Origin of the sequence: Streptomyces sp. NPDC002795, assembly GCF_042888725.1 — a bacterium.
Classification (GTDB): domain Bacteria; phylum Actinomycetota; class Actinomycetes; order Streptomycetales; family Streptomycetaceae; genus Streptomyces.
The window spans coordinates 533,941-559,740 of the sequence record NZ_JBIAQB010000005.1; the positions used below are offsets into that span (position 1 = coordinate 533,941).

26 protein-coding genes and 2 riboswitches are annotated in these 25,800 nt (G+C 70.8%); of the genes, 11 read left to right on the plus strand and 15 right to left on the minus strand.

The window, feature by feature from the left end:
• Positions 1-67: 67 nt before the first annotated feature.
• Positions 68-604 carry a TetR/AcrR family transcriptional regulator gene (locus ACFYWS_RS18540; protein WP_389277171.1) on the plus strand — a complete coding sequence of 179 codons (537 nt, stop codon included), beginning with the start codon at positions 68-70 and terminating at the stop codon, positions 602-604.
• A gap of 82 nt (positions 605-686) precedes the next feature.
• Here ACFYWS_RS18540 and ACFYWS_RS18545 read toward each other — a convergent pair whose 3' ends face one another.
• The 3 genes from ACFYWS_RS18545 to ACFYWS_RS18555 form a co-directional block, all read right to left on the minus strand.
• Positions 687-2,042, minus strand: a complete 1,356-nt coding sequence (locus ACFYWS_RS18545; protein ID WP_389277174.1) for an MFS transporter — start codon at positions 2,040-2,042, stop codon at positions 687-689.
• Positions 2,043-2,167: 125 nt separating this feature from the next.
• Complete coding sequence (locus ACFYWS_RS18550) at positions 2,168-2,632, minus strand: RpiB/LacA/LacB family sugar-phosphate isomerase (protein WP_389277177.1); 465 nt, start codon at positions 2,630-2,632, stop codon at positions 2,168-2,170.
• Between the two features lie 50 nt (positions 2,633-2,682).
• Positions 2,683-3,678, minus strand: coding sequence for a LacI family DNA-binding transcriptional regulator (locus tag ACFYWS_RS18555; protein ID WP_389277180.1), 996 nt, complete (start codon positions 3,676-3,678; stop codon positions 2,683-2,685).
• Positions 3,679-3,816: 138 nt separating this feature from the next.
• Here ACFYWS_RS18555 and ACFYWS_RS18560 point away from each other — a divergent pair, with 138 nt between their 5' ends.
• Positions 3,817-4,584, plus strand: a complete 768-nt coding sequence (locus ACFYWS_RS18560; protein ID WP_389277183.1) for a haloacid dehalogenase type II — start codon at positions 3,817-3,819, stop codon at positions 4,582-4,584.
• Between the two features lie 91 nt (positions 4,585-4,675).
• Entirely contained in the window at positions 4,676-4,969 is a 294-nt protein-coding gene (locus ACFYWS_RS18565; protein ID WP_389277186.1) for a hypothetical protein, read from the plus strand.
• 241 nt (positions 4,970-5,210) lie between these two features.
• Here the strand turns inward: ACFYWS_RS18565 and ACFYWS_RS18570 are convergent, their stop codons facing one another.
• The 5 genes from ACFYWS_RS18570 to ACFYWS_RS18590 form a co-directional block, all read right to left on the minus strand.
• Complete coding sequence (locus ACFYWS_RS18570) at positions 5,211-5,459, minus strand: hypothetical protein (protein ID WP_389277189.1); 249 nt, start codon at positions 5,457-5,459, stop codon at positions 5,211-5,213.
• Between the two features lie 33 nt (positions 5,460-5,492).
• Positions 5,493-6,167: a (2Fe-2S)-binding protein gene (locus ACFYWS_RS18575; RefSeq protein WP_389277192.1), complete on the minus strand. Its 675-nt coding sequence runs from the start codon at positions 6,165-6,167 to the stop codon at positions 5,493-5,495.
• A complete protein-coding gene (locus tag ACFYWS_RS18580; RefSeq protein ID WP_389277195.1) occupies positions 6,164-6,550 on the minus strand; it encodes a (2Fe-2S) ferredoxin domain-containing protein in 387 nt (128 codons plus the stop codon). The genes ACFYWS_RS18575 and ACFYWS_RS18580 overlap by 4 nt, the downstream gene beginning before the upstream one ends.
• Positions 6,551-6,611: 61 nt before the next feature.
• Positions 6,612-6,734: riboswitch (cobalamin riboswitch) on the minus strand.
• A 252-nt stretch (positions 6,735-6,986) separates the two neighbouring features.
• On the minus strand, positions 6,987-8,459 hold the full coding sequence (locus tag ACFYWS_RS18585; protein ID WP_389277198.1) for a PepSY-associated TM helix domain-containing protein: 1,473 nt from the start codon (positions 8,457-8,459) through the stop codon (positions 6,987-6,989).
• Positions 8,460-8,604: 145 nt separating this feature from the next.
• Complete coding sequence (locus ACFYWS_RS18590) at positions 8,605-9,348, minus strand: hypothetical protein (RefSeq protein WP_389277200.1); 744 nt, start codon at positions 9,346-9,348, stop codon at positions 8,605-8,607.
• Positions 9,349-9,445: 97 nt separating this feature from the next.
• A riboswitch (cobalamin riboswitch) is annotated at positions 9,446-9,588 on the plus strand.
• A gap of 29 nt (positions 9,589-9,617) precedes the next feature.
• Between ACFYWS_RS18590 and ACFYWS_RS18595 the strand changes: the two genes are divergently transcribed.
• The 5 genes from ACFYWS_RS18595 (at position 9,618) to ACFYWS_RS18615 (ending at position 14,689) form a co-directional block, all read left to right on the plus strand.
• Positions 9,618-10,676 carry an ABC transporter substrate-binding protein gene (locus ACFYWS_RS18595; RefSeq protein WP_389277203.1) on the plus strand — a complete coding sequence of 353 codons (1,059 nt, stop codon included), beginning with the start codon at positions 9,618-9,620 and terminating at the stop codon, positions 10,674-10,676.
• A gap of 50 nt (positions 10,677-10,726) precedes the next feature.
• A complete protein-coding gene (locus tag ACFYWS_RS18600; RefSeq protein ID WP_389277394.1) occupies positions 10,727-11,779 on the plus strand; it encodes a FecCD family ABC transporter permease in 1,053 nt (350 codons plus the stop codon).
• Positions 11,776-12,567 carry an ABC transporter ATP-binding protein gene (locus ACFYWS_RS18605; RefSeq protein ID WP_389277206.1) on the plus strand — a complete coding sequence of 264 codons (792 nt, stop codon included), beginning with the start codon at positions 11,776-11,778 and terminating at the stop codon, positions 12,565-12,567. The genes ACFYWS_RS18600 and ACFYWS_RS18605 overlap by 4 nt, the downstream gene beginning before the upstream one ends.
• Positions 12,568-12,621: 54 nt before the next feature.
• Entirely contained in the window at positions 12,622-13,308 is a 687-nt protein-coding gene (locus ACFYWS_RS18610; protein ID WP_389277209.1) for a haloacid dehalogenase type II, read from the plus strand.
• 127 nt (positions 13,309-13,435) lie between these two features.
• Positions 13,436-14,689: an amidohydrolase gene (locus tag ACFYWS_RS18615; RefSeq protein ID WP_389277212.1), complete on the plus strand. Its 1,254-nt coding sequence runs from the start codon at positions 13,436-13,438 to the stop codon at positions 14,687-14,689.
• A gap of 39 nt (positions 14,690-14,728) precedes the next feature.
• On the opposite strand, the gene ACFYWS_RS18620 is transcribed toward ACFYWS_RS18615, so the two are convergent.
• Both ACFYWS_RS18620 and ACFYWS_RS18625 read right to left on the minus strand, forming a co-directional pair.
• Positions 14,729-15,247, minus strand: a complete 519-nt coding sequence (locus ACFYWS_RS18620) for a DinB family protein (protein WP_389277215.1) — start codon at positions 15,245-15,247, stop codon at positions 14,729-14,731.
• Between the two features lie 160 nt (positions 15,248-15,407).
• Positions 15,408-16,895, minus strand: a complete 1,488-nt coding sequence (locus tag ACFYWS_RS18625; RefSeq protein ID WP_389277218.1) for a glycosyltransferase — start codon at positions 16,893-16,895, stop codon at positions 15,408-15,410.
• Positions 16,896-17,201: 306 nt separating this feature from the next.
• On the opposite strand from ACFYWS_RS18625, the gene ACFYWS_RS18630 reads away from it, so the two are divergent.
• The gene (locus tag ACFYWS_RS18630; RefSeq protein WP_389277221.1) at positions 17,202-18,599 is read left to right on the plus strand and encodes a DUF6056 family protein; all 1,398 of its coding nucleotides are present in this window, start codon (positions 17,202-17,204) and stop codon (positions 18,597-18,599) included.
• Between the two features lies 1 nt (position 18,600).
• On the opposite strand, the gene ACFYWS_RS18635 is transcribed toward ACFYWS_RS18630, so the two are convergent.
• The 4 genes from ACFYWS_RS18635 to ACFYWS_RS18650 all read right to left on the minus strand — a co-directional run bounded on the left by ACFYWS_RS18635 (position 18,601) and on the right by ACFYWS_RS18650 (position 22,864).
• Positions 18,601-19,446, minus strand: coding sequence for an HpcH/HpaI aldolase/citrate lyase family protein (locus ACFYWS_RS18635; protein WP_389277224.1), 846 nt, complete (start codon positions 19,444-19,446; stop codon positions 18,601-18,603).
• Complete coding sequence (locus tag ACFYWS_RS18640; protein ID WP_389277227.1) at positions 19,443-20,327, minus strand: hypothetical protein; 885 nt, start codon at positions 20,325-20,327, stop codon at positions 19,443-19,445. The genes ACFYWS_RS18635 and ACFYWS_RS18640 overlap by 4 nt, the downstream gene beginning before the upstream one ends.
• A gap of 32 nt (positions 20,328-20,359) precedes the next feature.
• Positions 20,360-21,709: an MFS transporter gene (locus ACFYWS_RS18645; protein ID WP_389277230.1), complete on the minus strand. Its 1,350-nt coding sequence runs from the start codon at positions 21,707-21,709 to the stop codon at positions 20,360-20,362.
• A gap of 153 nt (positions 21,710-21,862) precedes the next feature.
• On the minus strand, positions 21,863-22,864 hold the full coding sequence (locus tag ACFYWS_RS18650; protein WP_389277233.1) for a LysR family transcriptional regulator: 1,002 nt from the start codon (positions 22,862-22,864) through the stop codon (positions 21,863-21,865).
• Positions 22,865-22,985: 121 nt separating this feature from the next.
• Here ACFYWS_RS18650 and ACFYWS_RS18655 point away from each other — a divergent pair, with 121 nt between their 5' ends.
• A complete protein-coding gene (locus ACFYWS_RS18655; RefSeq protein ID WP_389277236.1) occupies positions 22,986-24,200 on the plus strand; it encodes a CaiB/BaiF CoA transferase family protein in 1,215 nt (404 codons plus the stop codon).
• 61 nt (positions 24,201-24,261) lie between these two features.
• The gene (locus ACFYWS_RS18660) at positions 24,262-25,431 is read left to right on the plus strand and encodes an acyl-CoA dehydrogenase family protein (RefSeq protein WP_389277239.1); all 1,170 of its coding nucleotides are present in this window, start codon (positions 24,262-24,264) and stop codon (positions 25,429-25,431) included.
• Here the strand turns inward: ACFYWS_RS18660 and ACFYWS_RS18665 are convergent.
• The gene (locus tag ACFYWS_RS18665) at positions 25,406-25,783 is read right to left on the minus strand and encodes a recombinase family protein (protein WP_389277241.1); all 378 of its coding nucleotides are present in this window, start codon (positions 25,781-25,783) and stop codon (positions 25,406-25,408) included. The two genes, ACFYWS_RS18660 and ACFYWS_RS18665, sit on opposite strands and share 26 nt — an antisense overlap.
• Between the last annotated feature and the right edge of the window lie 17 nt (positions 25,784-25,800).

A 25,800-nucleotide genomic window follows, 5' to 3' on the forward strand; every position in this document is an offset into this window, starting at 1 on the left:
GGATCCCTCCTCGGATTCTGCGGTACGGTCGACGACACTAACACGTAAAACGAATGGTCATTCTCTTATGCCGAAGGTCAGCCAGGCCCACCTCGCCGCCCGCCGCCAGCAGATCATCGACGCCGCCCGCACCCGCTTCGCCACCGACGGCTTCGCAAGGACGTCCATGCCGGACATCGTCAGGGCCTCCGGGCTCTCCACCGGGGCGATCTACCGGTACTTCAAGGGCAAGGACGAGATCGTCGCGGCGATCTGCGAACAGTCGAGCCAGGCGTTCCCCGCGGAGCTGACCGCCGAGGCCGTCCAGGACTTCCTTGAGCACATCCGCACCCTCGCGCGCGAGGAGGGCCACGCCCGACTGGTCGCCCAGATCTACGCCGAGGCCGCCGTCTCGCCGAGCCTCGCCGCGCTCGTCGACCACCAGCTCGACGAACTGCGCGCGGCGGTCGTCGCGCTGCTGCCGGGCGACGACCCCGCGCGCGCGGGCCGGATCGCCGAGACCTTCGTGGCCCTCTGCCAGGGCTACAGCCAGCAACTCGCGGTGCGGGGCGATGTCGACCCCGCCCCGTACACGGCGGCTCTGGTCGCGATCATCCAGTCGTAGATCCGGGTCGCGCCGCAGGGTGTCCTCGCTCGGCGACCACATCCGCTACGAACACCAGCTGCTCGGCGCGCCCGCAGGACACTCAGGACACGGGGGACGCCGCGGCCGGCGCCGCGCTCTGTTCCTCGGCGACAAGGCCGCGTACCCGCTCGCGCTCGGCACGCCCCCAGGTCTCCTTCGTGACCAGGATGCCGATGAGGCCGATCACGGCCGCGCCGAGATAGAGCAACGCCGCGCCCGGCCAGCCGAAGGCCCCCACGAGGGCGGCGGCGAGCAGGGGCGCGAAGCCGCCGATGGCCGCCGCGATCTGGTAGCCGAGCGAGGCGCCCGACGTGCGCGTCGCGGTGCGGAACTGCTCGGTGAGCAGGGAGCCCTGGGTGCCGGTGAGCGAGGCGTGGATGAGGCCGATGCCGATGATGAACACCGTGACGACCAGGGCGGGTTGGGCGGAGTTGGTGAGCAGGTACATGGGGAACGCGAAGAGGATGGCCGCCGTGCACCCGGCGAGGTAGATGGGTCGGCGTCCGATGCGGTCGGTGAGCGCCCCGGCCAGGAAGGTGACACCGATGGCCAGGACGCTGGCGACGGTGATCGCACCCAGGGCGACGGACCGCAGCTCGGGGTGGTGGTCGGTGATGTAGCTGAGCAGATAGGTCGCGGTGGAGTAATAGGCGAAGGACTCGACGACGCGCAGCGCGATGACCCGGAGAATTCCGCGCCAGTCGCCCGCCAGCGTCGCCAGGAACGGGTTCTTCTCCGTCCTGCCCTCGGCCCGCGCCTCCTGGAACTCGGGGGATTCCGAGAGCCGCGAGCGCACGATCAGCGCGGCGATCACGAGGACGGCGCTCACCAGGAACGGGGTCCGCCACTGCCAACTGCCCTCCAGCGTGGCACTCCAGGCGAACACACCACTGGCCAGGGCGATGCCAAGTGGGTTGCCCGACTGGGGTATCGCGGCGAACATGCCGCGCCGGTGCCAGGGCGCGTGTTCGTACGCCATGGTGATCGCCCCGCCCCATTCGGCGCCGAAGGCGAGGCCCTGGACCATGCGGATCACGGTGAGCAGGACCGGGGCGAGCACACCCACCTGTTCGTACGTGGGGAGCGCGCCGATGAGGAAGGTGGCCGCACCCATCACGATCATCGCGGCCACGAGGACGGGCTTGCGGCCGAACTTGTCGGCGAAGTAGCCCCCGACGGCGCCGCCGAGCGGGCGCATGACGAAGCCGACCGCGAGCGTGGCGAACGAGAGCAGGGTCCCGACGAAACGGTCGCTGTCGGGGAAGAACACGGCGCCGAAGTACAGGGCGGACGCGGTGCCGTAGGCGATGAAGTCGTAGTTCTCGACACTGGTGCCGAAGGCGGCGGCGATCGCGGTTTTGACGCGGTCCTTGGAGCCGAGCACGCTTGGCTGCCCGGCGGGGGTGCGGGTGGACATGGGGATCTCCTGCGGGTTCGGGGCACGTGCGGGTACGCCGAGGGGACGCGCGGCGCGCACTGCGCGCGGGCGTTGGGCAAAGGAGCGGGGGTGGTGCGGTGCCTGTGCGGCGGGAGGGGGACGCGTCAGGCGGTCGTGGGCGTGCTCGTCAGGTCGTCGAGGGCGTTGAGTTTCGCGACGCGGCGGCGGGTGTCCGCGTCGTCGTCGAAGGTGGCGCCCAGGAACTCGCGGACGATGTCGGGCACGAGCGCGTGCGGCACGAGCCAGGCGCCCATGGCGATGGCGTTGGCGTCGTCGTGCTCGACCGACTGATGGGCGGAGTACGGCTCGTGGGCGAGTCCGCAGCGGATGCCGGGCAGCTTGTTGGCCGCCATGACGGCGCCCTGTCCGGTGCCGCACACGAGCACGGCGCGGTCGGCGGCGCCGCTGAGCACCGGCTCGCACGTGGCGCGGGTGATGTCGGGGAAGTCGACGGGTTCGCTGCTGTGGGTTCCGCAGTCCACGATGTCGTGCCCGAGCGCCTCGATGGCCTGCCGGACGGTGTCCTTGAGCGCGAAACCGGCGTGGTCCGCTCCGAGGGCGACCCTCATGTGGTGTCCTGCCTTTCGAATTTCCGTGTACGCAAGTGCCGTGCGGACACTCACTGTTGGGCTTTGGGCGCCCGGTCGACGAAGGTCGTGGGGACGCGCTGTCCGGTCGCCTCACGCCCGGCGATGAGGTCCACGACTCCGCGTACGCCGAGCCGTCCGATCTCCGCCGCGTCCTGGCGGACCGCGCTGATGGGCGGCGAGGCGAACTCGAACCAGTCGAGGTCGTCGACGGACACGATCTCGATCCGGGCCGCCCGTTCGACGCCGAGCCGCTCGCGCAGCGCACGCACGGCGCCCAGCGTGGTGAGACCGTTCGCGCCGAACACTGCCGTGAACGGGACGCCCCGGTCGAGCACGCGGTTCATGGCCTTGGCCGCCCCGTCGGCGAGGAAGTCACCGGCCTCCATGAGCCCTTCGTCGGTGCTGATGCCGTGCTGTTCTCGCCCTGCGAGGTAGGCGGCGCGGCGCTCGGCGCCGGTGGAGATGGTGTCAGGGCCCCCGATGAAGGCGACGTCGCGATGCCCGCGCCGTCGCAACCAGTCGAGGACCTGCCCGACGCCCTGGGCGTTGTCCGTCCCGTACATCGGCGCGTCGATGCCCTCGATGGTGCGGTTGAGGAAGACGAGCGGAAGACCGGAGGCGACCGTGGCGGCGAGCTGCGGCGACACGGTGCTCTGCGGGGCGAACAGCAGGCCGTCGATGCGCTGGGAGGCGAAGGTCTGGAGGTAGGCGTCGGCCTGGTCGGCGTCCTCGTTGGCGTTGGCCAGCAGGACGGTGTAGCCGTGCCGGCGGGCCTCCTGCTCGGCGGCGTGCGCCAGTTCGGAGAAGAACGGGTTGCGGATGTCCGAGACGAGCAGCCCCAGTACGTCGGTGCGCGCACGCCGCAGCGCACGGGCGGGGCCGTGGGCGACGTAGCCCAACTCGGCGGCCGCCGCCAGCACCCGGGCCCGCGAATCGGCCGAGGTCTGACTGCTCCCGCTGAGCACCCGCGACGCGGTCCCCAGCGCGACCCCGGCCCGCGCCGCGACGTCCTTGATCGTGGCCATCCGTTGCTCCACCTCCTTGTGGGTTCCGTCTCCCCGCGAACCTCATGGAAACGTTTCCATAGCGTGGATGACTTTAAGATCGCATACGGGCCGGTCCTCGGGCAAGGGTTCGGCGTGCGCCTACGAAGGGTCAATTCAGTGGATGGGCGAATCCAACAGGTCGAGGCCGTGCTGTTCGACACCTTCGGCACGGTCGTCGACTGGCGGTCCGGAGTCTCGGCGGCCGTCGACACCTTCGCCGCGCGTCACGGCCTGACGCTCGACGGGACGGCGTTCGCCATGCTCTGGCGGGAGCTGTACCAGCCGGCGATGGAACCCGTACGCACAGGCGAACGTGACTTCGCTCCGCTCGACGTCCTCCACGCGGAGAACCTGCGGACCGTCCTCGCCGAGCAAGGAATCGACCCCGCCGCCTTCGACGAGGTCGAGCTGACGTGGCTCAACGAGGCGTGGCACCGGCTGCCCGCGTGGGCTGATTCCGTACCCGGCCTGGAGCAACTCGCCCGCAGCGTAACGACCGGAGCACTGTCGAACGGCAACCTCGCGCTCCTGTCCCGCCTGGCGAAGCACGCGGGCCTCCCCTGGGACGTCATCGTCGCCTCCGACGTCACCCGCGCCTACAAGCCGCAACGACAGGCCTACGAGCGGGCGGCCGCCTTCCTGGGGCTGCGCCCCCACCAGGTCATGCTCGCGGCGGCCCACAACGAAGACTTGCGGGCCGCCCGGGACGCGGGCCTTCGGACCGCGTTCATCGCGCGGCCGACCGAGTACGGGCCTACGCAAACGAAGGACCTGGCCCCCGACGCGGACTGGGACCTGGTGGCGGGAGACCTGATCCAGTTGGCGAGCCTCGTGGGCGACCGGCCCTGGACCGCGGACCGTCACTTGGAGCCGTGCCCGGGGTGAACTGCGGTGGACACGGCAGCTGCACGGTGCGCGCCGAAGAGGAAGCCGCGATTCGGTGAACGTCCGCCGAGACTGTTCGTAGGATGCCGGGGTGCCCAGACCGATACCGACCAGCCGCCGCACATGGGTTGCCGCATGGGCGGTGCTGTGCGCGGCCGGCCTCGCCGCCACCTACGGGCTGAAAGCCGCCTCGGAACCCGACCCGCCACCCGAGAAGCCCGTCAGCGCCCGGTGCGCCGAGCTCATCGCGGGGATCGAGAGGCAGTTGGCCGAGAACGAGCAGGACGGCGAGAAGGGCGGAGTGGTGTCGTTCTCGCACGTGCGGAGCGCCGACGAGGACGATTGCCGCGATGCGCTCCACGACCGCTTCGGCGGTGAAGGGTGATCCGCGGCGTCTGGCTCGCCGCGTTGGTGGTGGTGGTCACTGCTGGCGTGGTCATCGCCATGGTTTCCGCATCGGAACCGGAGCCGCGGCCCACTCCGTCCCGGGTGTACTCATCCTGTCTGGCGGCGGACACCCGGTCACTGGCTCCGGGCGAGGACCCGTGCGAGGCGCCCTGATACTGAGCAACTCCATTGCCTCTGCTACGAGTTACCACCCACGCCATGGTGCCTGCCCGCCGCGATCACGGTCTCGACGGACTGCAGCGCCCCGAGATCCACGAGCGGGTCACCGTCCCGTGAAGGCTCAGCGCGCGAGCCGCGTCCGTCGTGGCCATCGCGAGGACGCGGTCGTTGGGCAGGCCCAGGTGCTCGTGGAACGTGAGGTTGTTCCTCGGCGCCGAGCGTTCCGAGGCCATGTTCGGCGGCCTGATGTTCCGCTGGACGATCTGGTCGAGCACGTCCTGGCGGACCTCGAAACCGTCGGCCGTCATCCACGTGCCGGCTCCACTGGTGCCGTGCAGCGATCACCGCACCAAGCAGCAGTCTCCGCACTTGCCGCCGCCGGGCGCGCGGTAGAAGAGGCAGCAACTGCGCCGCCGGAACGCCAGATCGGGGCCGGTGATCCGTCCCGTCCCCCGCAGTCGGCCCGTCTCCAGCAGTTCCTGCGTCACATGCCTGACGTCCGTACGCAGGTCGGGCCGGGATCTGAGCAGTTGCGCCGCCGAACCGACGAGCGCGGACGCGGAGTTGCCGGCCAGCAGGCGCGGCGCCACCTTGACGGTCAGGCCGTCCTCGACCGCCGCCAGGACGCCGTCCACCTCCGCGTGGATCGCGTCGGCGAGCGAGGCGGCCGGTCCCGACGGGCGTCGTCCCTCGGGGCGGGGCAGGCGGAGCGCCGAGCCCTCCCCGGACCATTCCACCGTGCTCATCGACGGCACGATCCCGTGTACGAGCGCGCAGGCGAGGACCGGTGACCAGAGGCGGGCCGCAAGGCCCAGGTGGGCGATGGAGGCGCCGATGCGGGGTTCGGTGGTGGCGTAGTGGTCGTTGACCGCCTGGGCCCGTGCGGAGAGCCCGGCGTCGGTGAGCCGTACGTCGGGCGGCCGCGTCGGGATCGTGTCGAGGGCGAAGAAACCGCCCAGGCGCGACGCCACGTCGCGCAGCGCCTCGGCCACCTCTTCCGGCGGCACTTCGCTCATGAGGTCTTGGCCCGGCGCGGCGCAGCGATGACGTACAGGCCCAGGATCTCGGGGCACGGCGCCACACCCGGTCCGCCGGCCCGCACCCAGTCCGCTATGTCCTCGGTGGCGTCGGAGTCGTTGACCAGGCCCAGCCAGACCGGCCGCGCTCCGGCCGCCCGCCCCGCGGACGAGGGCTGTACGACGATGACGTTGGCCTGCTCGCAGACGTCCAGGCACTCGGAGATGCGTGTCGGCGCGATCTCGCGCAACCGCGCCGTCTGCGCTCCGTGATCACCGTTGACCTTGACCGTTCCGCAACAGCAGTCGCGGCACACGACCACGCGGCAGGGAACCGCCCGATCCGTTACGGGGGCCGTCTCTTCGGCGAGCCGTTCAGGCATGCCGCATCCTCCCTCTCGCCGGGGAGTTCCGCCCCGGATCGCTTCGAGGGGGCGGCGGCGTGAGTCTCCTGGCTCTCGGGTCCGCGCTCGTCCCGGCCTTCCCACCCCCGCGGGGCAGTGGCCTTCCGGGATCCGCTCGCCGATCACAGTGGCGGTACCGCACCGGATTCGCACCGGTTTCCTCGGGCCGCCGTCGCCCGTGTTCAGGGTCATCATGTCATCCGGCCCAGGCTGGGCGGACGTTGTGGCGCGTCGCGCACGCGGCGTCCGGGAAGCGACGACACCAGAGGCCCGCCCTTTCGGGTGGGTGTGCCCGCGAGTCCGAAGAAGACCTGCCGGTTGCCCGTGCACGGACGACACGTGCGCCGACAGACTCTGAGGTCCTCGCCCCTGGTGCCGACTCCGGCACCAGGGGCGAGAAGCTCACCGGCCCGCCTCAGGCGGCCGGCGTATACGTGCGCTTCCCCCGCCTGTACGCGATCTCTCCGAGCGCGATGTCGCAGAGCATGAACGCCGCGAGCGGGATGCCGAGCAGCGGCACGAAGTAGCCGAGCAGGGCGATCGCCACCATCAACGGCACCACGACGTACGGCGGTACCTGCTGCCAGGCACCGCGTGGGACCGGGCGGCCGAAGGCGGAGCCGCGCCCGCGCTGCCACCACATGCGGTAGCCCCACACGATGAGGAACACCACCGCGAGCGCGAGAGCGGCGAGGGCGATCTGGTTGACGATGCCGAACAGGTTGCCGGTGTGCAGGTCGATGCCCCAGCGGGACAGCTTGGCGAGCACCGGGTAGTCGGCGAACCGCACCACGTCCGTGACCTCGCCGCTCGCCGGGTCGACGGCCACGGCGTCCTGCTTCTCCGGCCAGCTTCGCTGGATCTGCTGGACGACGTACGCCGAGGATGTGTCGCCGGGCGGGACGATCTCCACGGGGTTCGAGAGGCCTTCGGCGCGGGCCGCCTTCAGCACCGCGTTCAGCCCCACGTCGCTGCCACCGGCACCGCTCGCGGATCCGGATCCGCCCATGTCGTGCCCGGCGTGTTCACCACCGGAGGTGACGGCCGCGGAGACGGTCGGCGTCGTCTGGCCGAGCGCGGCACGCAGGTCAGTGATGTTCGCTCCTGCGTACGTCGACCAGGTCAGGCCCGTCGCGGACAGGAAGAAGAGCCCGAGCGCAGCCCAGACACCCACCGATCCGTGCAGCGACAGGGTGCGCCTGCGGCCGGTCGCGCCGCGGATCGCGCGACGGGAGCGGCGCCGACCGAACCAGAGAACGAGGCCGCCGCCCGCGATCACCCACATCCAGCTGGCGGCGAACTCGCTGTACAGACGGCCCACTTGACCGAGGTGGAGGTCGCGGTGGAGCTCGTCGATCCAGGTGCGCAGCGGCAGCGCGCCGGTCGATCCGTACTGTTCGAGGGCGCCGCGGACCTCTCCGTTGTACGGGTTCACGAACACCGCGAGCGTGTGGTCGGCGTCGACTCCCGCGACGCCGGAGAGCATGACTCGGGTCGTCGCCCCGGCCTCGGGCGAAGGCCGCACGGCACTGATGTCTCCTTCCGGGTGGGCCTTGCGGGCGGCGGCGACCTGATCGGCGATCGGCAGCTCGGACTTCCCCACGGGGACGTTCAGTTCATGGGCGTACACGATCTTCTCGGCCTGGAACGAGCCCGCGTAGAGCAGGCCCGTGACCGCGGCGACGAGCAGGAAGGGGGCGACGAACACCCCGGCGTAGAAGTGCAGCCGCAGCACGAGCGGGCGCAGCGACGCCCAGGCGGACCGGGCGGCGGGCGGGCCCTGACGGCTCTCTTCCGCGGAGCGCGGCTCAAAGGCGTCGGAGGCGTCGGAGGAATCGGAGGAATCGGATGTGTCTGAGGGTTCGGAGGTTTCGGAGGTGAGGGACAACGTGGTCCTCCAGTTTCGGGCAGCACGGAATCAGGGCGCGGGCCGCTCGGGCCTGGGCGCATCCGGATCCGGTGCGTTGCATGGGGACTCGGCCGCACGGCCGACGCCCGAGGGTGCGGCGCAGCCTCGGGTGAACCGGCTGTCGTCAGGCGACAGCGTCCCCTGCGGGCGGGCCCCTGGAGGTGATCGTGTACGCGAGGAGGAGGTCACGCGGCGCACGGTCGCTCCGCGTGCGGCGGATCTGGACGCGCGGCCGGTGGGGTGGAGTCGGAAGGCGGAACGGGAGCCTCAGAGGCGCGACGAGCCGACCGACCACGGACCTCGCGATGCGGTGCGCGGCCCGCTCTCCGTACGCGAGCCAGAGGCCGCTCAACACGGCGGCCAGCAGGTGGGCCGCGAGCATGCCGGACGGTGACATGCCGCCCATGTCATGACCTGCCGAACCCATCGCATGCATGTCACCCATGGCGCCCATGCCGTCCAGGGCGCTCATGTTGCTCAGGTCGCTCATGGAGCCGGCCGGCATGGCGTCCATGCGCATATCGCCCATGGCAGAGGGCTCCATGGCCGTCCGGCACAACACATGGTCCAGCCACCGGCCCGCGACGGAGCCTCCCGACGCCGCCGGGTGTGCGAGGACCTGCGCCCACGAGAAGGAGAGGTGAAGTGCCGCCTGCGCGGCCACGGCCAGGCCCACGACGGTCAGGAGCCCGCGCTCACGTCCGGCCGACGCACACGCCGATCCACCGATGGTCACGAACCCGGCGGCCAGGACCCACCAAGGCACCGTGTCACCCGACATCAACGTGTGCGCGAGTGCCGTGAGCAGCACACAGACGGCCGCGAACACCGCGGCCCGTCCAGCGCGAGCACCCCAGCCTGTAGTCATGGCGGCCCATCTTCGCACCGGCGACCCAGTGATCACCGGTAGGTGGTCAACTCCCTGACCGCCGCCCACTTTTGCCCGGCCTTTGCCTTTCGCCCGCCACTGCGTACTATCGCCAGGTCATCGCCGCGACGGGAGACAGGAAGCCGGTGCGAATCCGGCACGGTCCCGCCACTGTGACCGGGCAGCACGAGTCAGCGCTACCCGGGAGTCAGGTCACTGACCCGTCGCGGGCTTGTTCCGAGGAGCGCGGACTCCGCAGGAGGCTTCACGTGTACGACGGTCCGAACCGTCCCCATGCCCTTCCCTTTCTCCATGTGCGTCGACGGCGCTTCGCCGTGCGCGTCGCGGCCGCCGTCGCCGCACTGTCGGCGACGGTGCTCGCCGCCGCCGGTTGCGGCCCGTCCGGGTCGGCCGCCGGGCGCGCCGAAGGCCCGCGGTCGTCGACCGCCAAGGGCTTCCCCGTCACCATCGACAACTGCGGCGTCAGGACGACGTACGACAAACCGCCGTCGCGCGCGCTGACCATCCATCAGCACCCCGCCGAACTCATGCTCTCCCTCGGTCTGAAGGACCGCATGGTCGGAACGTCCTTCCCCGACTCCGCAGTCCTGCCGAGCCTGCGCAAGGACTACGAGTCGATTCCCGAACTGTCCGCGAGAGCGCCTTCGTTCGAGAAGGCCCTCGAAGCCGAACCCGACTTCGTCTACGGCGGCTACTCCAGCGCGTTCGACGAGAAGGAGGGCCGCTCGCGCAAGGCGTTCGCCGACGCGGGCATCGACACGTACCTCAACCGCGAGTACTGCGGCGAGAAGAACGTGACGATGCGCGACACCTACGCCGAGATACACACCGTGGGCAAGATCTTCGGGGTCTCCGACCGCGCCGACGCCCTCGTCTCCGACCTCCGTCGTCGGGTCGGCAAGGCGAGCGCCGCCGTCAAGGGCGAGCCGGAGGTCCCCGTGTTCGTGTACGACAGCGGCGACAAGTCCGCCTTCACCGCCGGTGGCAAGGGCCTGGGCACGCAGCTGATCCGCCAGGCGGGCGGCCGCAACGTCTTCGCCGATCTGGACGATGTGTTCGGGGACGTCTCCTGGGAGCAGGTCGTCGACCGCAAGCCCGAGGTCATCGCGATCTACGACTACGAGGGCGACAAGAACGTGGAGCAGAAGAAGCGGTACCTGCTCTCGCAGCCGGCGCTCGCGGACGTGCCCGCCATCAAGCACAAGCGGTTCGTCGTGCTGCCGTTGACCGCGACCCTGGTCGGTGTCCGGTCGGCGTACGCGGTGGAGGGCCTGGCGCGCGGGCTGCACCCGGCGAGCTTCACGTGACGGCGTCCGTCACGATCGACAAACGACCGGACGGCGTGCGGCAACGACACATGGGCCAGGGGGCACGGCTCACCGCCACCCTGATCCTGCTCACCGCACTGCTCGTCGTCTCGCTCACGGCCGGGCTCGCCATCGGCTCGGTGCATGTGCCGCCCGGCCAGGTGTGGGACATCGTGACGCACGCGCTCGGCGCCGACTGGTGGGGGGACGCGGACTGGCCGCGGGCGCGGGAGACGATCGTGCTCGACGTGCGGGCGCCGCGCGTCCTGCTCGGCGCCATGACAGGGGCCGGACTCGCGGTCGTCGGCACCGCCCTGCAGGCGCTGGTCCGCAATCCGCTCGCCGAGCCGTACCTCCTCGGCGTCTCCTCCGGCGCTTCACTCGGCGCGGTCGCGGTCCTCGTGTTCGGGGTCGGTGTGTTCGGGGCGATGTCGCTGTCGGCGGCCGCGTTCGCGGGCGCGCTCGGCGCGCTCGTCCTCGTCTACGCCACCGCGCGCACTGGCGGACGCATCACGTCCAGCCGCCTGATCCTGTCCGGTGTGGCGGTCGCGTCGATCCTCAGCGCGCTGCTCAACCTGCTGCTGCTCACCACGGACCGCGGCAACGAGGCACGTACGGTCCTCGCCTGGACACTGGGCGGTCTGGGCGGGGTGTCCTGGAACTCGCTGTGGCTGCCGGGCCTGGCGCTGCTCCTCGGGGTCGGCGTCCTCATGGTGCAGGCGCCGAACCTGAATCTGCTGCTCGCGGGCGAGGAGGCCGCCACGACGATGGGCCTGGACGTGGCCCGCTTCCGCGCCCGCATGTTCGTACTGGTTTCGCTCATCACCGGCGTGCTGGTCGCGGCGGCCGGGCCGATCGGCTTCGTCGGCCTGATGCTGCCGCACATCGTGCGCCTGCTCGTCGGAGGCGACCACCGGCGGGTGCTGCCGACGGCCGCCCTCGGCGGTGCGGTGTTCCTCGTGTGGGCGGACATCGCGGCGCGGACGGTCGCCGCGCCGATGGAGATCCCGGTCGGTGTGCTGACGGCGTTGTGCGGCGGCCCGTTCTTCCTGTGGCTGATGCGACGGGACGCGCGGCGCAGGAACGCGGGAGGTGCCGGATGACGGCGGCCGATCTCCACGTCGAAGGTGTCACGCTCACCGCGGGCGCGCGGCGGCTTGTCGACGATGTCTCGCTGACCGCCCGCGCGGGCGAGACCATCGGCCTCGTCGGCCCCAACGGCAGCGGCAAGTCCACGCTGCTGCGGGCCGTGTACCGCGTGCTGCGCCCGGACGCGGGGACGGTGCGCGTGGACGGCGCCGACGCGTGGTCGCTGCCGGTACGCCGGCTGGCCCGAACCGTCGCCGCCGTCGTGCAGGACGCGGGGGCCGACGTGGACCTGACGGTGGGCGAGGTCGTCGCGATGGGCCGTGCCCCGCACAAGCGCCTGCTGGCGGGCGACACGGCCGAGGAAGCCGCCCTGATCGAGGCGGCACTCACGTCTGTCGATGCCGCCGACCTCGCCCACCGCCCCTTCGACCACCTCTCCGGCGGCGAACGCCAACGCGTCCTCATCGCCCGCGCCCTGACCCAACAACCGTCCCTGCTCATCCTGGACGAACCCACCAACCACCTCGACATCCGCCACCAGCTGGAGATCCTCTCGGCCCTTCGCCGCCTGCCCGCCACGGTCCTGGTCGCCCTCCACGACCTCAACCTGGCGGCCCACTACTGCGACCGTCTGTACGTACTTCGGGGAGGGCAGGTCGTCGCGTCGGGCCCACCGGCCGAGGTCCTCACCCCACAACTCCTCTCCGAGGTCTACGAGGTGACCGCCGAGGTCGCCGTCCACCCGCGTACGTGTCGGCCACAGGTGACGTATCTGCCGAGCGACGAAGGCGGCCTTCGGTAGGGCGGCCGGGGCGATACGGGAATCCGGGGCTCTGCCGGCCGCGTTGGACCAGTCATGTCAGAGCCAGAGATCGATGCCCTCGTGTTCGACGTGCTGGGCACGCTCGTCGACGAACCCACCGGAATCCGCGCCGGCATTCGTCAACTCGCCCCAGCCATCGGCGATTCCAAGGTCGAGGAGCTCGTGGCGCTGTGGCAGCGGCACGTCGGGCGCGAGCAGCAGCGCGTACTCGACAGCGACAGGACCTACCTCGCGAGCGACCTCCTCGATCTGGAGGCCGCCCGGCTCGTCGCCGAGGCCGCCGGGGTCGACGATCCGGGCGCGGTGGCCGAGTTGGCCCTGTCGGGGCGCAGGCTCCCGCCGTGGCCGGACACCGTGGCGGGGCTCGCCCGGCTCGCCGAGCGGTCCCCGTTGATCGGGCTGTCCAACGCGAGCCGGACGGCGCTTCTCGGTCTCAACGCGCATGCCGGGCTGCGCTGGCACCAGGCGCTGTCCGCCGAGGACGCCCGGAGCTACAAGCCGGATCCGGCGGTCTACCGGCTGGCCGTCGCCGTCTCCGGACGACCGCCGGAGCGGCTGCTGATGGTCGCCGCCCACGCCTGGGACCTGCGCGCGGCACAGGCCCTCGGGCTGCGTACCGCATACGTGGCCCGCCCTGTCGGTGACCCGCCCGTCGCCTCGGACCGTTTCGATCTGTACGCCGACGACCTGGCCGGTCTCGCCGCTCGGCTCGGGGCGTGAGCGGCCCGGCTTCAGGTGCGCTGCAGGCAGCCGGCGATCTTGGGGCAACACGGCCCATCGCCGTACTCCCCCACCGCACACCCATGCGTGACACTGAACCGACCATACGGAGCGGAGAGGTTGAATCATGACGCAGGCTGTTGTCGCAGGGCTTGATGAAATCAGGGACGAACTGGCCGACCTCTACCGGGACCTGCACGAACACCCCGAACTGTCCCTTCAGGAGAAGCGGTCGGCCGATCTGCTCGCGCGGCGGCTGCGGGCCGCCGGCGTCGACGAGGTCGTCGAACACGTCGGCACGACCGGCGTGGTCGGCGTGGTGCGCAACGGGGACGGACCCGTGGTCATGCTGCGTGCCGACTTCGACGCGCTGCCGGTGGAGGAGAAGACCGGGCTGCCCTACGCCAGCGTCGCCCGCGCGGTGGACCGCGAGGGCAAGGACGTGCCGGTGATGCACGCGTGCGGGCACGACATGCACGCGACCTGTCTGATCGGCGCGGCGACCCTGCTGGCCGGGACGCGCGAGCAGTGGCGCGGCACACTGCTGCTGGTCTTCCAGCCCGCGGAGGAGCTCGGGTGCGGCGCCCGAGGCATGGTCGACGACGGGCTGTTCGAGCGCTTCCCCGTCCCGGAGGTCGTGCTGGGCCAGCATGTGGGGCCGCTGCCCGCCGGGTTCATCGGTCACGGCAGCGGTCCGGTGATGACCGCGTCGGACTCCCTGGATGTCACGCTGCACGGTCGCGGTGGGCACGGCTCCCGCCCGGAGGCGGCCATCGACCCGGTTCTGATGGCGGCTCACGTGGTGACCCGGCTGCAAGGTGTCGTCGCCCGTGAGGTGCCTCCGTCCGAGACGGCGGTCGTCACGGTGGGCCGCCTTCAGGCCGGCACCAAGGACAACATCATTCCCGACGCGGCGGAACTGGGCATCAACATCCGCTCCGCGACGGCGGCCACCCGCGAGCTCCTCCGCTCGGCGACCGAACGCGTCGTCCGAGCCGAGGCCGTGGCCGGCGGTGCCACGCGCGAGCCCGACCTCGCCTGGACCGGGAGCGTTCCCGCCCTGGTCAGCGACCCGGATGCCACCGCGACCACGCTGGCGGCGTTCGTCGGCCACTTCGGCGAGCAGCGCATCATGCCGATGCCGCCGGTCACCGCCAGCGAGGACGTGGGCGTGTTCGGCGAGTCGCTCGGTGTGCCGACCGTGTTCTGGTTCTGGGGCGGCCTCGACACGGGGACGGTCGTCGCCGCGCTTCAGGCCGGCAAGCTCGACGAACTCCCGGCCAACCACTCCCCGCACTTCGCCCCCGAGATCGAGCCGACCCTGAGCACGGGCGTGGAGGCGCTCACGGTCGCCGCGCTGACCTGGCTGGGCACGCCGTGACGACGTGACGGCGAAGGTGACGAACATCAGGACGTGGTGCTAGTAGTACCCCTTCGTCCCGTCGAGCAGCTCCCGCACGATGTCCGCGTGGCCCGCGTGCCGGCCGGTCTCCTCGATGAGGTGGATGAGCATCCAGCGGAGGTCCAGCTTGCCGTCGCCGTACTTGGGGTGGCGGCCGGTGTCGTCGAGGGAGGCCGTGGCCACGATCTCGTTGCTGCGGGCGCACTGGGACGCGTAGTCGACCAGCAGTTGCTCAAGGGGGACGCCGTCGGTGCGCCAGTCGGCGGCGTCGTCGTCCGACTCGTCGAAGGACGGGTTGACTGTCTCGTCGCCGCCGAGGAACAGCACTTCCAGCCAGGTGTGTTCGACCCAGCGCATGTGGCTGATGAGGCCGGCCATCGTCATCGCGGGTGATGTCGGGACGACGCTGCGGCGGGCGTCGTCCTCGCTCAGTCCTTCGCACTTCCATCGCAGGATCCGCCGCTGGAGGTCGAGCCATCCGATGAGCGCGGTGCGCTCGTCGGCCTGGAACGGAGGGCGTTCGAGTGAAGGGGCCATGCCTTCGGACGCTAGCGTGCGCGGTCCCCGGATGTCTCCGCCTTTTCGTCCGGACCGGGCGGGCAGCGCGTGCATGTAACGCCCAACGGTCGCTCGGCGCTGTCCCAAGCAGGGGTTCCTCGGCAGTCGGCGGCCGAGGAACCCCGTTTCGGGCACCAACTCACGAGCCCTGATGCTCCTTCTGCCTCACCAGATCCGCCGAACCGGGCTGCATCGGCGCCCAGTTGGGCTCCTGCTGCCCGACGACCTGCGCGCTGCCGGAGTTGATGGCCCAGCGGGCGATCACGAACGAGAGGGGCGTGGCCAGTACGCCCGCGAGCAGCGCCGTGATGTTCTTCTCCATCGCCAGGGAGTGGACGCCGAGGTAGAGCAGCGCGCCGCTGAACACCATGTTCACGAGGCTCGACAGGGGGAAGCGGAGGAACCCCGGCCAGGTCGGCTTCGTGCGGCAGGTGAAGTAGCTGTTCAGCAGGAAGGAACCGACGACGCTGACCATGAACCCGATGACGTGCGCGATCAGATAGGGGATCCACCGGTTGAGCGACACGTACACGGCCATATACACAGCCGTGTTGACGATTCCGATCAGCCCGAAGACGAGGAACTGCCGAAAGGTGCGCAGACCGGCAGTTGACCGAATCGGCTCCTTCGGCTGCACGATCGCGCCCACGGTGAGCGGAAGCTCCATTCCGGGCGCGGGGACGGTACCGCCCCGGCGCGCGTTCTCCTCGGTCTCTCGCACGACATAGGGCGGGCGGCGTTTGGTCTCCCCGTAGATCCGGCCGACGTATTCACCGATGACGCCGAGCGTGGCGAGCTGGATTCCGCCCAGGGCCACAATGGCGATCAGCAACGTGGCGAATCCTGGTACGTCCACTCCATGCATCACCACATTGGCGGCGATCCACAGCGCGTAGGCGAACGCCGCGAAAGCGAGCCCCAGTCCCACGTAGATGACCAGCCGGAGCGGACGGCCGTTGAAGGAGATCAGCCCGTCGATGCCGTAGTTGAGAAGTCGGCGGCCGCCCCATTTCGACCGGCCCGCGGCGCGGTTGACATTGTGATAGGTAAAACTGACGGTGTCGAAACCGATCCAGGAGAAGATTCCCTTCGAGAACCGGTTGGCCTCGGGCAGCGCGAGCACCGCGTCAACGGCCCGCCGTGACAGCAGCCGGAAGTCCCCCTCGCCGTCGACGACATCCACGTCCATGCAGCGCCCCATGGCCCGGTAGTACGTCGCGCTGGCGGTCCTGCGCAGCAGCCCCTCGCCGGAGCGGTCCCGGCGGGCCACGACCTGGTCGTAGCCGTGTCGGCGCAGTTCCAGCATCCGGTACAGGAGCCCAGGAGGGTGTTGCAGGTCGGCGTCCATGAGGGCCACGGCCGCGCCGCGGGACATGCGAAGACCCGCGAGCATGGCCGCTTCCTTGCCGAAATTCCGGCTGAAGGACGTATAGCGAACACGCTTGTCCTCGGCGGCCAGGGCGCGCAGCCGGGCACGGGTGCTGTCGCGGCTGCCGTCGTCGACGTAACAGATCTCGAAGGAGCGCCCCGTCCCTTCCAGGACTTCCATCAACGCACAGTGAAATGTGTTGATCACTTCTTCCTCATTGAAGCACGGCACAACAACTGAGATCCGACACGCTTCCATTGGCTGCCCCAGCACGTGTGATTCAACAATTTCCGTCTACGGCCACCACCATGACGCATCCGGCCGAGGCAACGGTAAGAAGGCTGGGCCGAACGCGCCGGGAGCCACCCGTGCCGCGTTATCTTTCGGTCGGGCCGACCAGCGGAACCGCTTATCGGCACACCGCAACCGTGTCTTCGTCTCGGGAAAATACTCTTTCCCGATATTCATTGGGGAAGGGGGCAGCCTGTGGTGCACGCACCGGAGAAGGCTGTTCAGGGCCAGCCCACCGCTGTCGCTCCCGCATCGCGGACGGCATGGTGGCGGATGCCCGTACCGCTGGGGCTGCTCTCACTTCTGCCGATCGCCGTGTGCGTCTTCGCGGCGTGGAACACGCGGTGGGTGCGCCCCGGCGGGGACGACTGGTGCTTCCTGCCGGTGGTCCACGAGGGCGGACTGCCCGCGATGGTGGAGAAGTTCTACCTCCAGGACAACGGACGGGTCGTCAACGCCGTGCTGGTGTGGGCGTATGCGCGCTTCGGCGAGCCGGGCCAGCAGTGGTTCGCGCCGGTCAGTGGCGTGCTCACCCTCGCGCTCCTGTGGGCCTTCACGGCCGCCGTTCTGCGCGTCACACGTCTGCGGGTCCCCCGGGGTGTCCCGCTTCTGGTGGCGTCGATGGTGACGGCCCTGTTCCTCTTCGGCTCCCCCAACACCTACAAGACGTTCTACTGGCCCGCCGCCTCCGTCTCGCACACCTTGCCGCCGGTGTTCGTCTGCGCGGCGGCCGTCCCCGTGCTGCGGGCGATGTCGCGGCGCGGCAAGCTCCTCGCGCTGGGCACCGTCGTCCTCACTGGGGTGTCCCTCGGGCTCGTCTCGGAGGAGACGAGCGTCGTCGCCGCGACCGTTCTGGCGTGCGCGCTGCTGATCAGCGGCCGCGTCATCCCCGAAGCACGACGGCGGTTCCTGCGCCTGTGCTGCACGGCCGGCGTCGCGAGCATCGTGATCGGCACGCTGATCCTGTTCACCTCCCCCGGCGCCTCGCGCCGCCGGGAACGCAAGCACGCGTCGACGATGTTGACCCCCGACTCACTGCTCGGCGCCCTGCACGGATTCGGCGAGATCGCCGCCACGTTGCTCACGACCTGGTGGTACCTGGGAGCCGTAGCGGTCGGTGTCATCCTCGGCGTGGTGTCCCCCGGTGTCATGGGCCGGGCCCCGTCCGGAAGGAAGTGTGTGCCGGTCCTGGTCGCAGGTGCCGGCGCGCTGCTCGTCTCCGGCTACGTGTGCACGGTCATCACGTACCCCGTGTTCAAGCACCACGTGGTGTCGTCGACCCGCCTGTGGAACGACTACCTGCTGCTCTACCTCCTGCTCCTCGTCTTCGTCGGCGCCCTCACCGGGCACGCCGTGCGGGACCGGGTGCGGCGCAGGGCGCCGGTCCTGGCCGTCGGCGGGCTGCTGTACGCCGTCGTCTGCGTCGCCCTGACCGCGTCGCTGGCGGGACTCGCGACGACCATGCAGACGCACGCCCGCGACTGGGACCGGCAGGACCGCTGGATGCGCGGTCAAGCCGCGGCAGGCGCCAAAGTCCTGCCGTACAAACGGCTTCCCCAGAGCAGGATGACCGAGCCGTTCCGCCACGGCGGGAAGGCGAAGTGGCCCGCTTCCTGCATTGCCACGTACTACGGCGTCGAAGACATCGAGCAGGCCCACAGGCTGCCGTGACTCAGCCCGTCCGCCCGGCCTGGGCCAGGAGGCGGCGGGCCCGTTCCAGGACGGGCTTGTCGACCATCTGGCCGTCGACGGTGGTGACGGTGTCACCCGCGGCAAGTACGGACCGCGCCCAGGACAGCTCGGCGTCGGTGGGCGCGAACCCTGCGGCCACGGACGGGAGTTGGACCGGATGGATGCACAGCTTGCCCGCGAAGCCGAGGCGGCGGCCGTGCGTGACATCGGCGGTGAGGGCGTCCACGTCCCGTACGGCCGTGGTGACACCGTCGATCGGCGGGCACAGGCCCGCGGCGGCAGCGGCGAGCACCACCTGGGAGCGGGCGTGCGCCAGGGCGAGGTGGTCGTCGTGCGCGACGCCGAGGTCGGCGGCGAGGTCCACGTTGCCGAAGGCGAGGCGGACCACGCCCGGCGCCTCGCTCACCTCGTGGGCGCGCAGCACGCCGCGCGCGGTCTCGATGAGCGCGATGAGCGGACAGCGGCCGGCCGTCCGCGCCGCGATCTCCGAAAGGGCCGCCGGGTCCTCGGACTTGGGCACCATCACGGGGCAGCCGTGTTCCGCCGCCATGGCCAGGTCGGCCTCGGACCAGGGGGTGCCGGGTGCGTTGACGCGCACGACCGGCCGGTGGCCGGCGGCCAGCCAGGCAGCGACATGCGTACGGGCCTCGTCCTTGTCGGCCGGGGCGACCGCGTCCTCCAGGTCGATGATGACGAGGTCGGCGCCGCAGGCGTGTGCCTTGGCGAAACGGTCGGGCCGGTCGCCGGGGACGAAGAGGAAACTGCGCGCGGCGACGATCGCCTCGCGGCCGTCGGATGTGACGGATGCGGCGGATGCGGCGGTCATACGAAGGTCACCTCCGCGGAGGCGTGTCGTGCCTCCCGGTGGGTCGCGACGCCGAGTTGGGCGCCCCGGCCGTCTGCCGTCGGTGTCCCGGCGGCCAGCAGGTGTTCCCCGGCGAAGACGGGACGGTGCAAGCGGTAGGAGAGCGAACTCACCTGTCGTTCGGGCGAGTTGCGTCGTACCAGGTCCAGCATCAGCAGCGCGAGCAGCGGGCCGTGGACGACGAGACCGGGGTACCCCTCGATGTCGCGGCAGTACGGGGTGTCGTAGTGGATGCGGTGGGCGTTCGCGGTCAGGGCGCTGACCCGGAACAGCTGCCGCTCGTCCGGCTGGGCGCGCAGCTGCCAGGGGGCCTCGGAGTGCGGGAGGGTCGTGCTGTCGACCGTGGTGGGATGTCCGGCCGTAGCGCTGCGGCCCGAGCGGTAGACGATGTCCTGTTCCTCGACGAGGCAGGTGCGGCCCGCCTGGCGGAACTCGCGGCGTTCGGTGACGAAGAGCAGTTCGCCGCTGCGGCCGCTCTTGGGTGTGACGGAGGCGAGGCCGCAGACGCGTTCGGCCGGTTCACCGAGTCGCAGTGGCTCCTCGACGTTCACGCGGCCGCCCGCGAACATGCGCTGCCGGTCGGGGATCGGCGGCAGGAAGCGGGCGTCGCCGAGGTGTCCGTCGGGGCCGAGTTCGCGCTGTGCGGGCCACTCCAGGAAGTACAGCCACTGCCACAGCGGGGGCAGCCGATCGCCCGCCTTCGCGGCCGGTTCGGGCAGGTCGAGGACGGCCGAGAGGGCGGCGGCCGGGCCCGGGGGCAGCGCGTCCCCGTCCGTCGTCGCGGAGGGCGCCCAGGACTCCACGTAGGAGCCGAGGGATGGCGTGGAGGCGGCGGGTTGCATGGTGGGGCTTGCCTTCCGTTGAGGGGCGGGCGTCACGCGGGGGTCGTGGCGTCGGGCTTGGCGGGGGCGACCGTGACATCAAGGTCGGTCTCCAGCCGGGAGTCGCGGGACGGTTCGCGCACGAGGAGCGTGGCGAGCAGCGTGAGGGCGACGCACCCGGTGACGTACCAGAAGAACACGGTCTCGTGCCCGTTCTGCTTCAGGGCCAGCGCGATCGGCTCGGTCAGCCCGCCGAAGGTGGCGGTGACGAGTGCGTGCGGGAGGCCGACACCCAGGGCGCGCACCTTGGTGGGGAACATCTCGGCCTTGACGATGGCGGCGAGGGCCGAGTACCCGGTGACGAACGCGAGGGCGAGGGTCATCAGGAGGAACGCGACCCACGGGTTGCTGGTGTGTCCCAGGAAGGTCATCACCGGGACCGTGAGCACCATGCAGCCGATCGAGAAGGCGAACATGACGGGGCGGCGGCCCACGCGGTCGGACAGCGCGCCGACCAGCGGCTGCAACAGCATGTATACGAAGAGGGCGGCGAAGCCGATGACCGTCACGGTCGACTTGGGGATGCCCGCGGTGTTCACGAGGTACTTCTGCAGATACGTCGTGTACGTGTAGAAGGCGACGGTGCCGCCGATGGCGAGGCCGAACACGGCGAGCAGCTGTCGCGGGTACTCCTTGAACAGGGCGATGAGTCCCTTGCGTTCACCCTCGGTGGCGCGGGCCTGCTCCTTCTGGAAGTGCGCGGACTCCTCCATGGTGCGCCGCAGGTACATGACGGTGAGCCCTGCCACCGCTCCGATGACGAACGGGATGCGCCAGCCCCAGCTCGCCAGTTGGGCCTCGGTAAGCACGTTCTGCAGGATGATCGCCACGAGCAGCGCGGAGAGCTGGCCGAGCACGATGGACACGTACTGGAAGCTGGAGTAGAAGCCGCGCCGCCCGCTCGGTGCCACCTCGGAGAGGTACGAGGCGCTGGAGCCGAACTCGCCGCCGACGGACAGGCCTTGGGCCAGTCGCGCCACGACGAGGAGTGCGGGCGCCCACAGTCCGATGACCTCGTGTCCCGGCGACAGGGCGATGACGAGTGAGCCCGCGCTCATCAGCAGCACGGAGAGGGTCAGTGCCCGCCGTCGGCCGAACCGGTCCGCGTACGCGCCGAGGAGCCAGCCGCCGAGCGGGCGCATGAGGAAGCCGACCGCGAACACCACGGCGGTGGACAGGAGTTGGGCGGTCTGGCTGCCCTCCGGGAAGAACACCGGTGCGAAGTAGACGCTGAAGGTGGCGTAGGCAAACCAGTCGTACCACTCGATGAGGTTGCCCAGGCAGCCGCGCACGACGTTCGCGGTGACGCGGGAGGGTGGGCTGGAGGCTGGTGTCTGGCTCATCCGTGGCGTCTCCGTGCTCAGTGCTCGATACGAGGTGGTGGGTCGGTCCGGAACGCCACTCATCATGAGCGCTGATGCGGGATGCGGAACAATAGAAACTCGTGATGTGTCCATGCGCCGGACGCATGGGAGGCCGCATCGGAGGCCACGGGCTCAGCGGGGCTCCGATGGAGCGCCGTCCGCCTCCGGAAGCCGCGCCGACGGCCATCTGCCGCTCTCCACGGCGGCGTTGACCTGTCGCACCAGCTCTTGCGCGACGACGTTCACGGCGGGCGGTGTGCGGCCGGCGCGGGGTGTGCCCAGCACGATGGAGCGCCACGCGGCGGGCTCGCAGAGCGGCGCGGCGCTGAGCTCCCCCGCCGCGACGTCCTCGGCGATGCCCACGCCGGGCAGTACGGTCCAGCCGTGTCCGGCCCGCGTGAGTTGCTTCTGTACGGGCATCGAGTTGGTCTGCGCCGCCACCTCGATGCGGACACCGGCACCGGCCGCCGCCGATTCGATGAGCGCGCGCAGCGCGTGCCCGGACGTCGGCATCACCAGGGGCCGCGCCGCCGCCTGAGCGAACGGGACGGGGCGCTCGGCGCGGAGCCCCGCCGACGGCGGGGCCGCCACCCACAGCCGCTCGCGCACCAGGGGCCGTACGTTCAAGGAGGGCGCGCTGTCTAGGTTGTAGAGCAGCGACAGATCGAGGTCGCCGTCGTCGAGCCACTGCTGGAGGTGGCCGGAGTACGCGGTCATCACTCGCAGCTGAACGCCCGGGTGGGCCTCGCGCATGGCCGTCACCAGTGGTTCCGCGAGCAGTTCGAGGGTGCTCTCCAGCAGGCCGACGGTCACGATGCCGGACACCTCACCGGGCGTGGGCCGCACCTCCGCGCGGGCCCGCTCCAGCTCGTACAGCGCCCGCCGGGCCCGCTCCACGACGGCCGCCCCGGCCTCGGTCGGCCGCATGCCCTGCCGCGTCCGCTCGAAGAGGGGCACGCCCAACTCCTCCTCCAGGGTGCGGATCTGGCGGGTGACGGCGGGCTGCACCAGGTGCAGGACCGTCGCGGCCCGCGTGACGCTGCCGACCTCGGCCACCGTCACCAGCGCCTTGAGCTGTTTGATGTCCATCGCGTCCCGCCCCTCGCCCGCCATCCGCGCCGCGCATGGTGGCATCACGATTTGCTATTTCCCGAGCATTGCCATGAAGACCCATGATGTTAGTCGTCACGGAGCGACCGGCTGCCTGCCACCCCCGTGCGCCCATATGACCACCCCCGCTCCTGGAGGTCACCGCATGACCGGGACGACCGACCGTGCCGCCGCACCGCCGAAGCACCCGCTGACCGGGATCACCGTCGTCAGCCTCGAACAGGCCGTGGCCGCGCCCTTCGCCACCCGGCAGCTGGCCGACCTCGGCGCCCGCGTCATCAAGGTGGAGCGGCCCGACGGAGGCGACTTCGCCCGCCGCTACGACACCACGGTGCACGGCGAGTCCAGCTATTTCGTCTGGCTGAACCGCGGCAAGGAGTCGCTGACGCTGGACGTGAAGTCGCCGGCCGGCCGCGAGCTCCTCGACGAAATCCTCGCGGACGCCGACGTGTTCGTGCAGAACCTCGGCCCTGGCGCCGCCGCCCGCCTCGGCCTCGACGCGGCCACGCTGGCCGAGACGTACCCGCGCCTGATCCCGTGCACCGTCTCCGGCTACGGCACCAGCGGGCCCTGGGCCGACCGCAAGGCGTACGACATGCTGGTGCAGTGCCAGACCGGCCTGGTCTCGCTCACCGGCACGGCGCGGGAGGCCGCGCGGGCGGGCGTGTCGATCGCCGACATCGCCGCCGGGATGTACGCCTACACCGGCATCCTCACCGCCCTGTTCACTCGCGCCACCACGGGCGTCGCGCACGCCGTGGAGGTGTCACTGTTCGAGGCGCTCGCCGAGTGGATGGGCCAGCCCGCCAACTACACCCGCTACGGCGGTACGCAGCCGCCGCGCATCGGCACCCAGCACGCCACCATCGCCCCGTACGGCGCCTACACCGCGCGTGACGGCAAGCAGATCCTGATCTCCGTACAGAACGAACGCGAGTGGCGCGCCCTGTGCGAACAGTTCCTCACGCGGCCCGAGTTGGCCGAGGACCCGCGCTTCGCCAACGGCTCCGCCCGCGTCGCCCACCGCGACGAGCTGAACGTCGTCATCGCCGAGCGCTTCCTGCGGTGCGACGGCGCCGACGCCGCCGAGGCGCTCGACGCGGCGGGCATCGCGAACGCGGGTGTCAACGACGTCGCCGAGTTCCTCGACCACCCGGTGCTCGCAGGGCGTGGACGCTGGCACGAGGTCGGCACCCCCGGCGGCCCCGTCCAGGCGCTGCGACCTCCGGCCGACCTGGCCGGCATCGACCCCCGGATGGACCCGGTCCCGGCCCTCGGCGAGCACACCGAACGCCTCCTGACGGAGCGGGGACGTACCGCCGAGCAGATCGCGGGCCTGCGCGCAGCGGGCACGATCTGACACCGCCCGGCCCACAGGGACCGGACACCGCGACAAGACAGCAAGCAGAGGAGAAGGCCCCGTGAGCACCCTGGACGCCCTGGACACCGACGAGCGGTTCGTCGTCGAGACCGTGCACGACTTCGTCGACAAGCACGTCAAGCCGGTCGCACAGGAGTTGGATCACTCCAACACCTATCCCGAAGCCCTCATCGAGCAGATGAAGGAGATGGGCATCTACGGGCTAGCCGTCCCGGAGGAGTTCGGCGGCACCCCGGTCTCCATGCCCGCCTATGTCCTGATCACCGAGGAGCTCGCGCGCGGCTGGATGAGCCTCGCGGGCGCCATGGGCGGGCACACCGTCGTCGCCAAGCTGCTCACCCTCTACGGGACCGAGGAGCAGAAGGCGGCGTATCTGCCCCGCATGGCGACCGGCGAGCTGCGCGCGACGATGGCGCTGACCGAACCGGGCGGCGGCAGCGACCTCCAGGCGATGCGCACCACGGCCCGCCGCCAGGACGACGGCACGTATGCCGTGAACGGCTCCAAGACGTGGATCACCAACTCCCGCCGCTCCGGGCTCATCGCCCTGCTGTGCAAGACCGATCCGGACGCCGAGCCGACCCACCGCGGCATCTCGATCCTGCTCGTCGAGCACGGCCCTGGCCTGACCGTCTCCCGCGACCTGCCGAAGCTGGGCTACAAGGGGGTCGAGAGCTGCGAGCTGTCCTTCGACGGATACGTCGCCGCCGCCGGCAGTGTCCTCGGCGGGGCGGAGGGCAAGGGGTTCGGCCAGATGATGAAGGGCCTGGAGACCGGCCGTCTCCAAGTCGCCTCGCGCGCCCTCGGCGTCGGCCGTGCCGCCCTGGAGGACTCGCTCGCCTACGCGCAGGAGCGGGAGTCGTTCGGCAAGCCGATCTGGCAGCACCAGGCGATCGGCCACTACCTCGCCGACATGGCCACCAAGCTCACCGCGGCCCGCCAGCTGACCCTGCACGCTGCCCGGGAGTACGACGCGGGCCGGCGGGTCGACATGGAGGCGGGGATGGCGAAGCTGTACGCGTCCGAGGCGGCGATGGAGATCGCGCTCAACGCCGTCCGGATTCACGGTGGTTACGGCTACTCCACCGAGTACGACGTCGAACGCTACTTCCGCGACGCGCCGCTGATGATCGTCGGCGAGGGCACGAACGAGATCCAGCGGAACGTGATCGCGGCTCAGCTCGTCAAGCGAGGGGGCCTGGACGCGTGAGCGGCGCCCAGGTGTAGCGGACGCGCACACCGTGGTCCTGGAGCCAGCTGGTCTCTCTGTGCCGCAGTTCGTGCGCGGACTCCGGGGCGATGGCGCTGGGCCAGCGGACGAGGACCGCGGTGACGTCGCCGGTCCTGACCAGCTGCCGCACCCGCCGCCAGCCGGTGCGCCGGGCCGGGTCGGGCTCGCCGTAGGTGTCGGTGACGACCTCGGCGATCGTCAGGCCGCGCTCCTGGGCGAACGCGCGGCCTTCGGTCTGCGCGCACTGCGTGGCCGTCCCGGGCGTGCCCGGGGTCCGGTCGGCACATACGTACAGCACGGCGGGTGAAGCGGTGTCGCAGTGGGGGGTCATGGGCGCCTCCTGTCAGT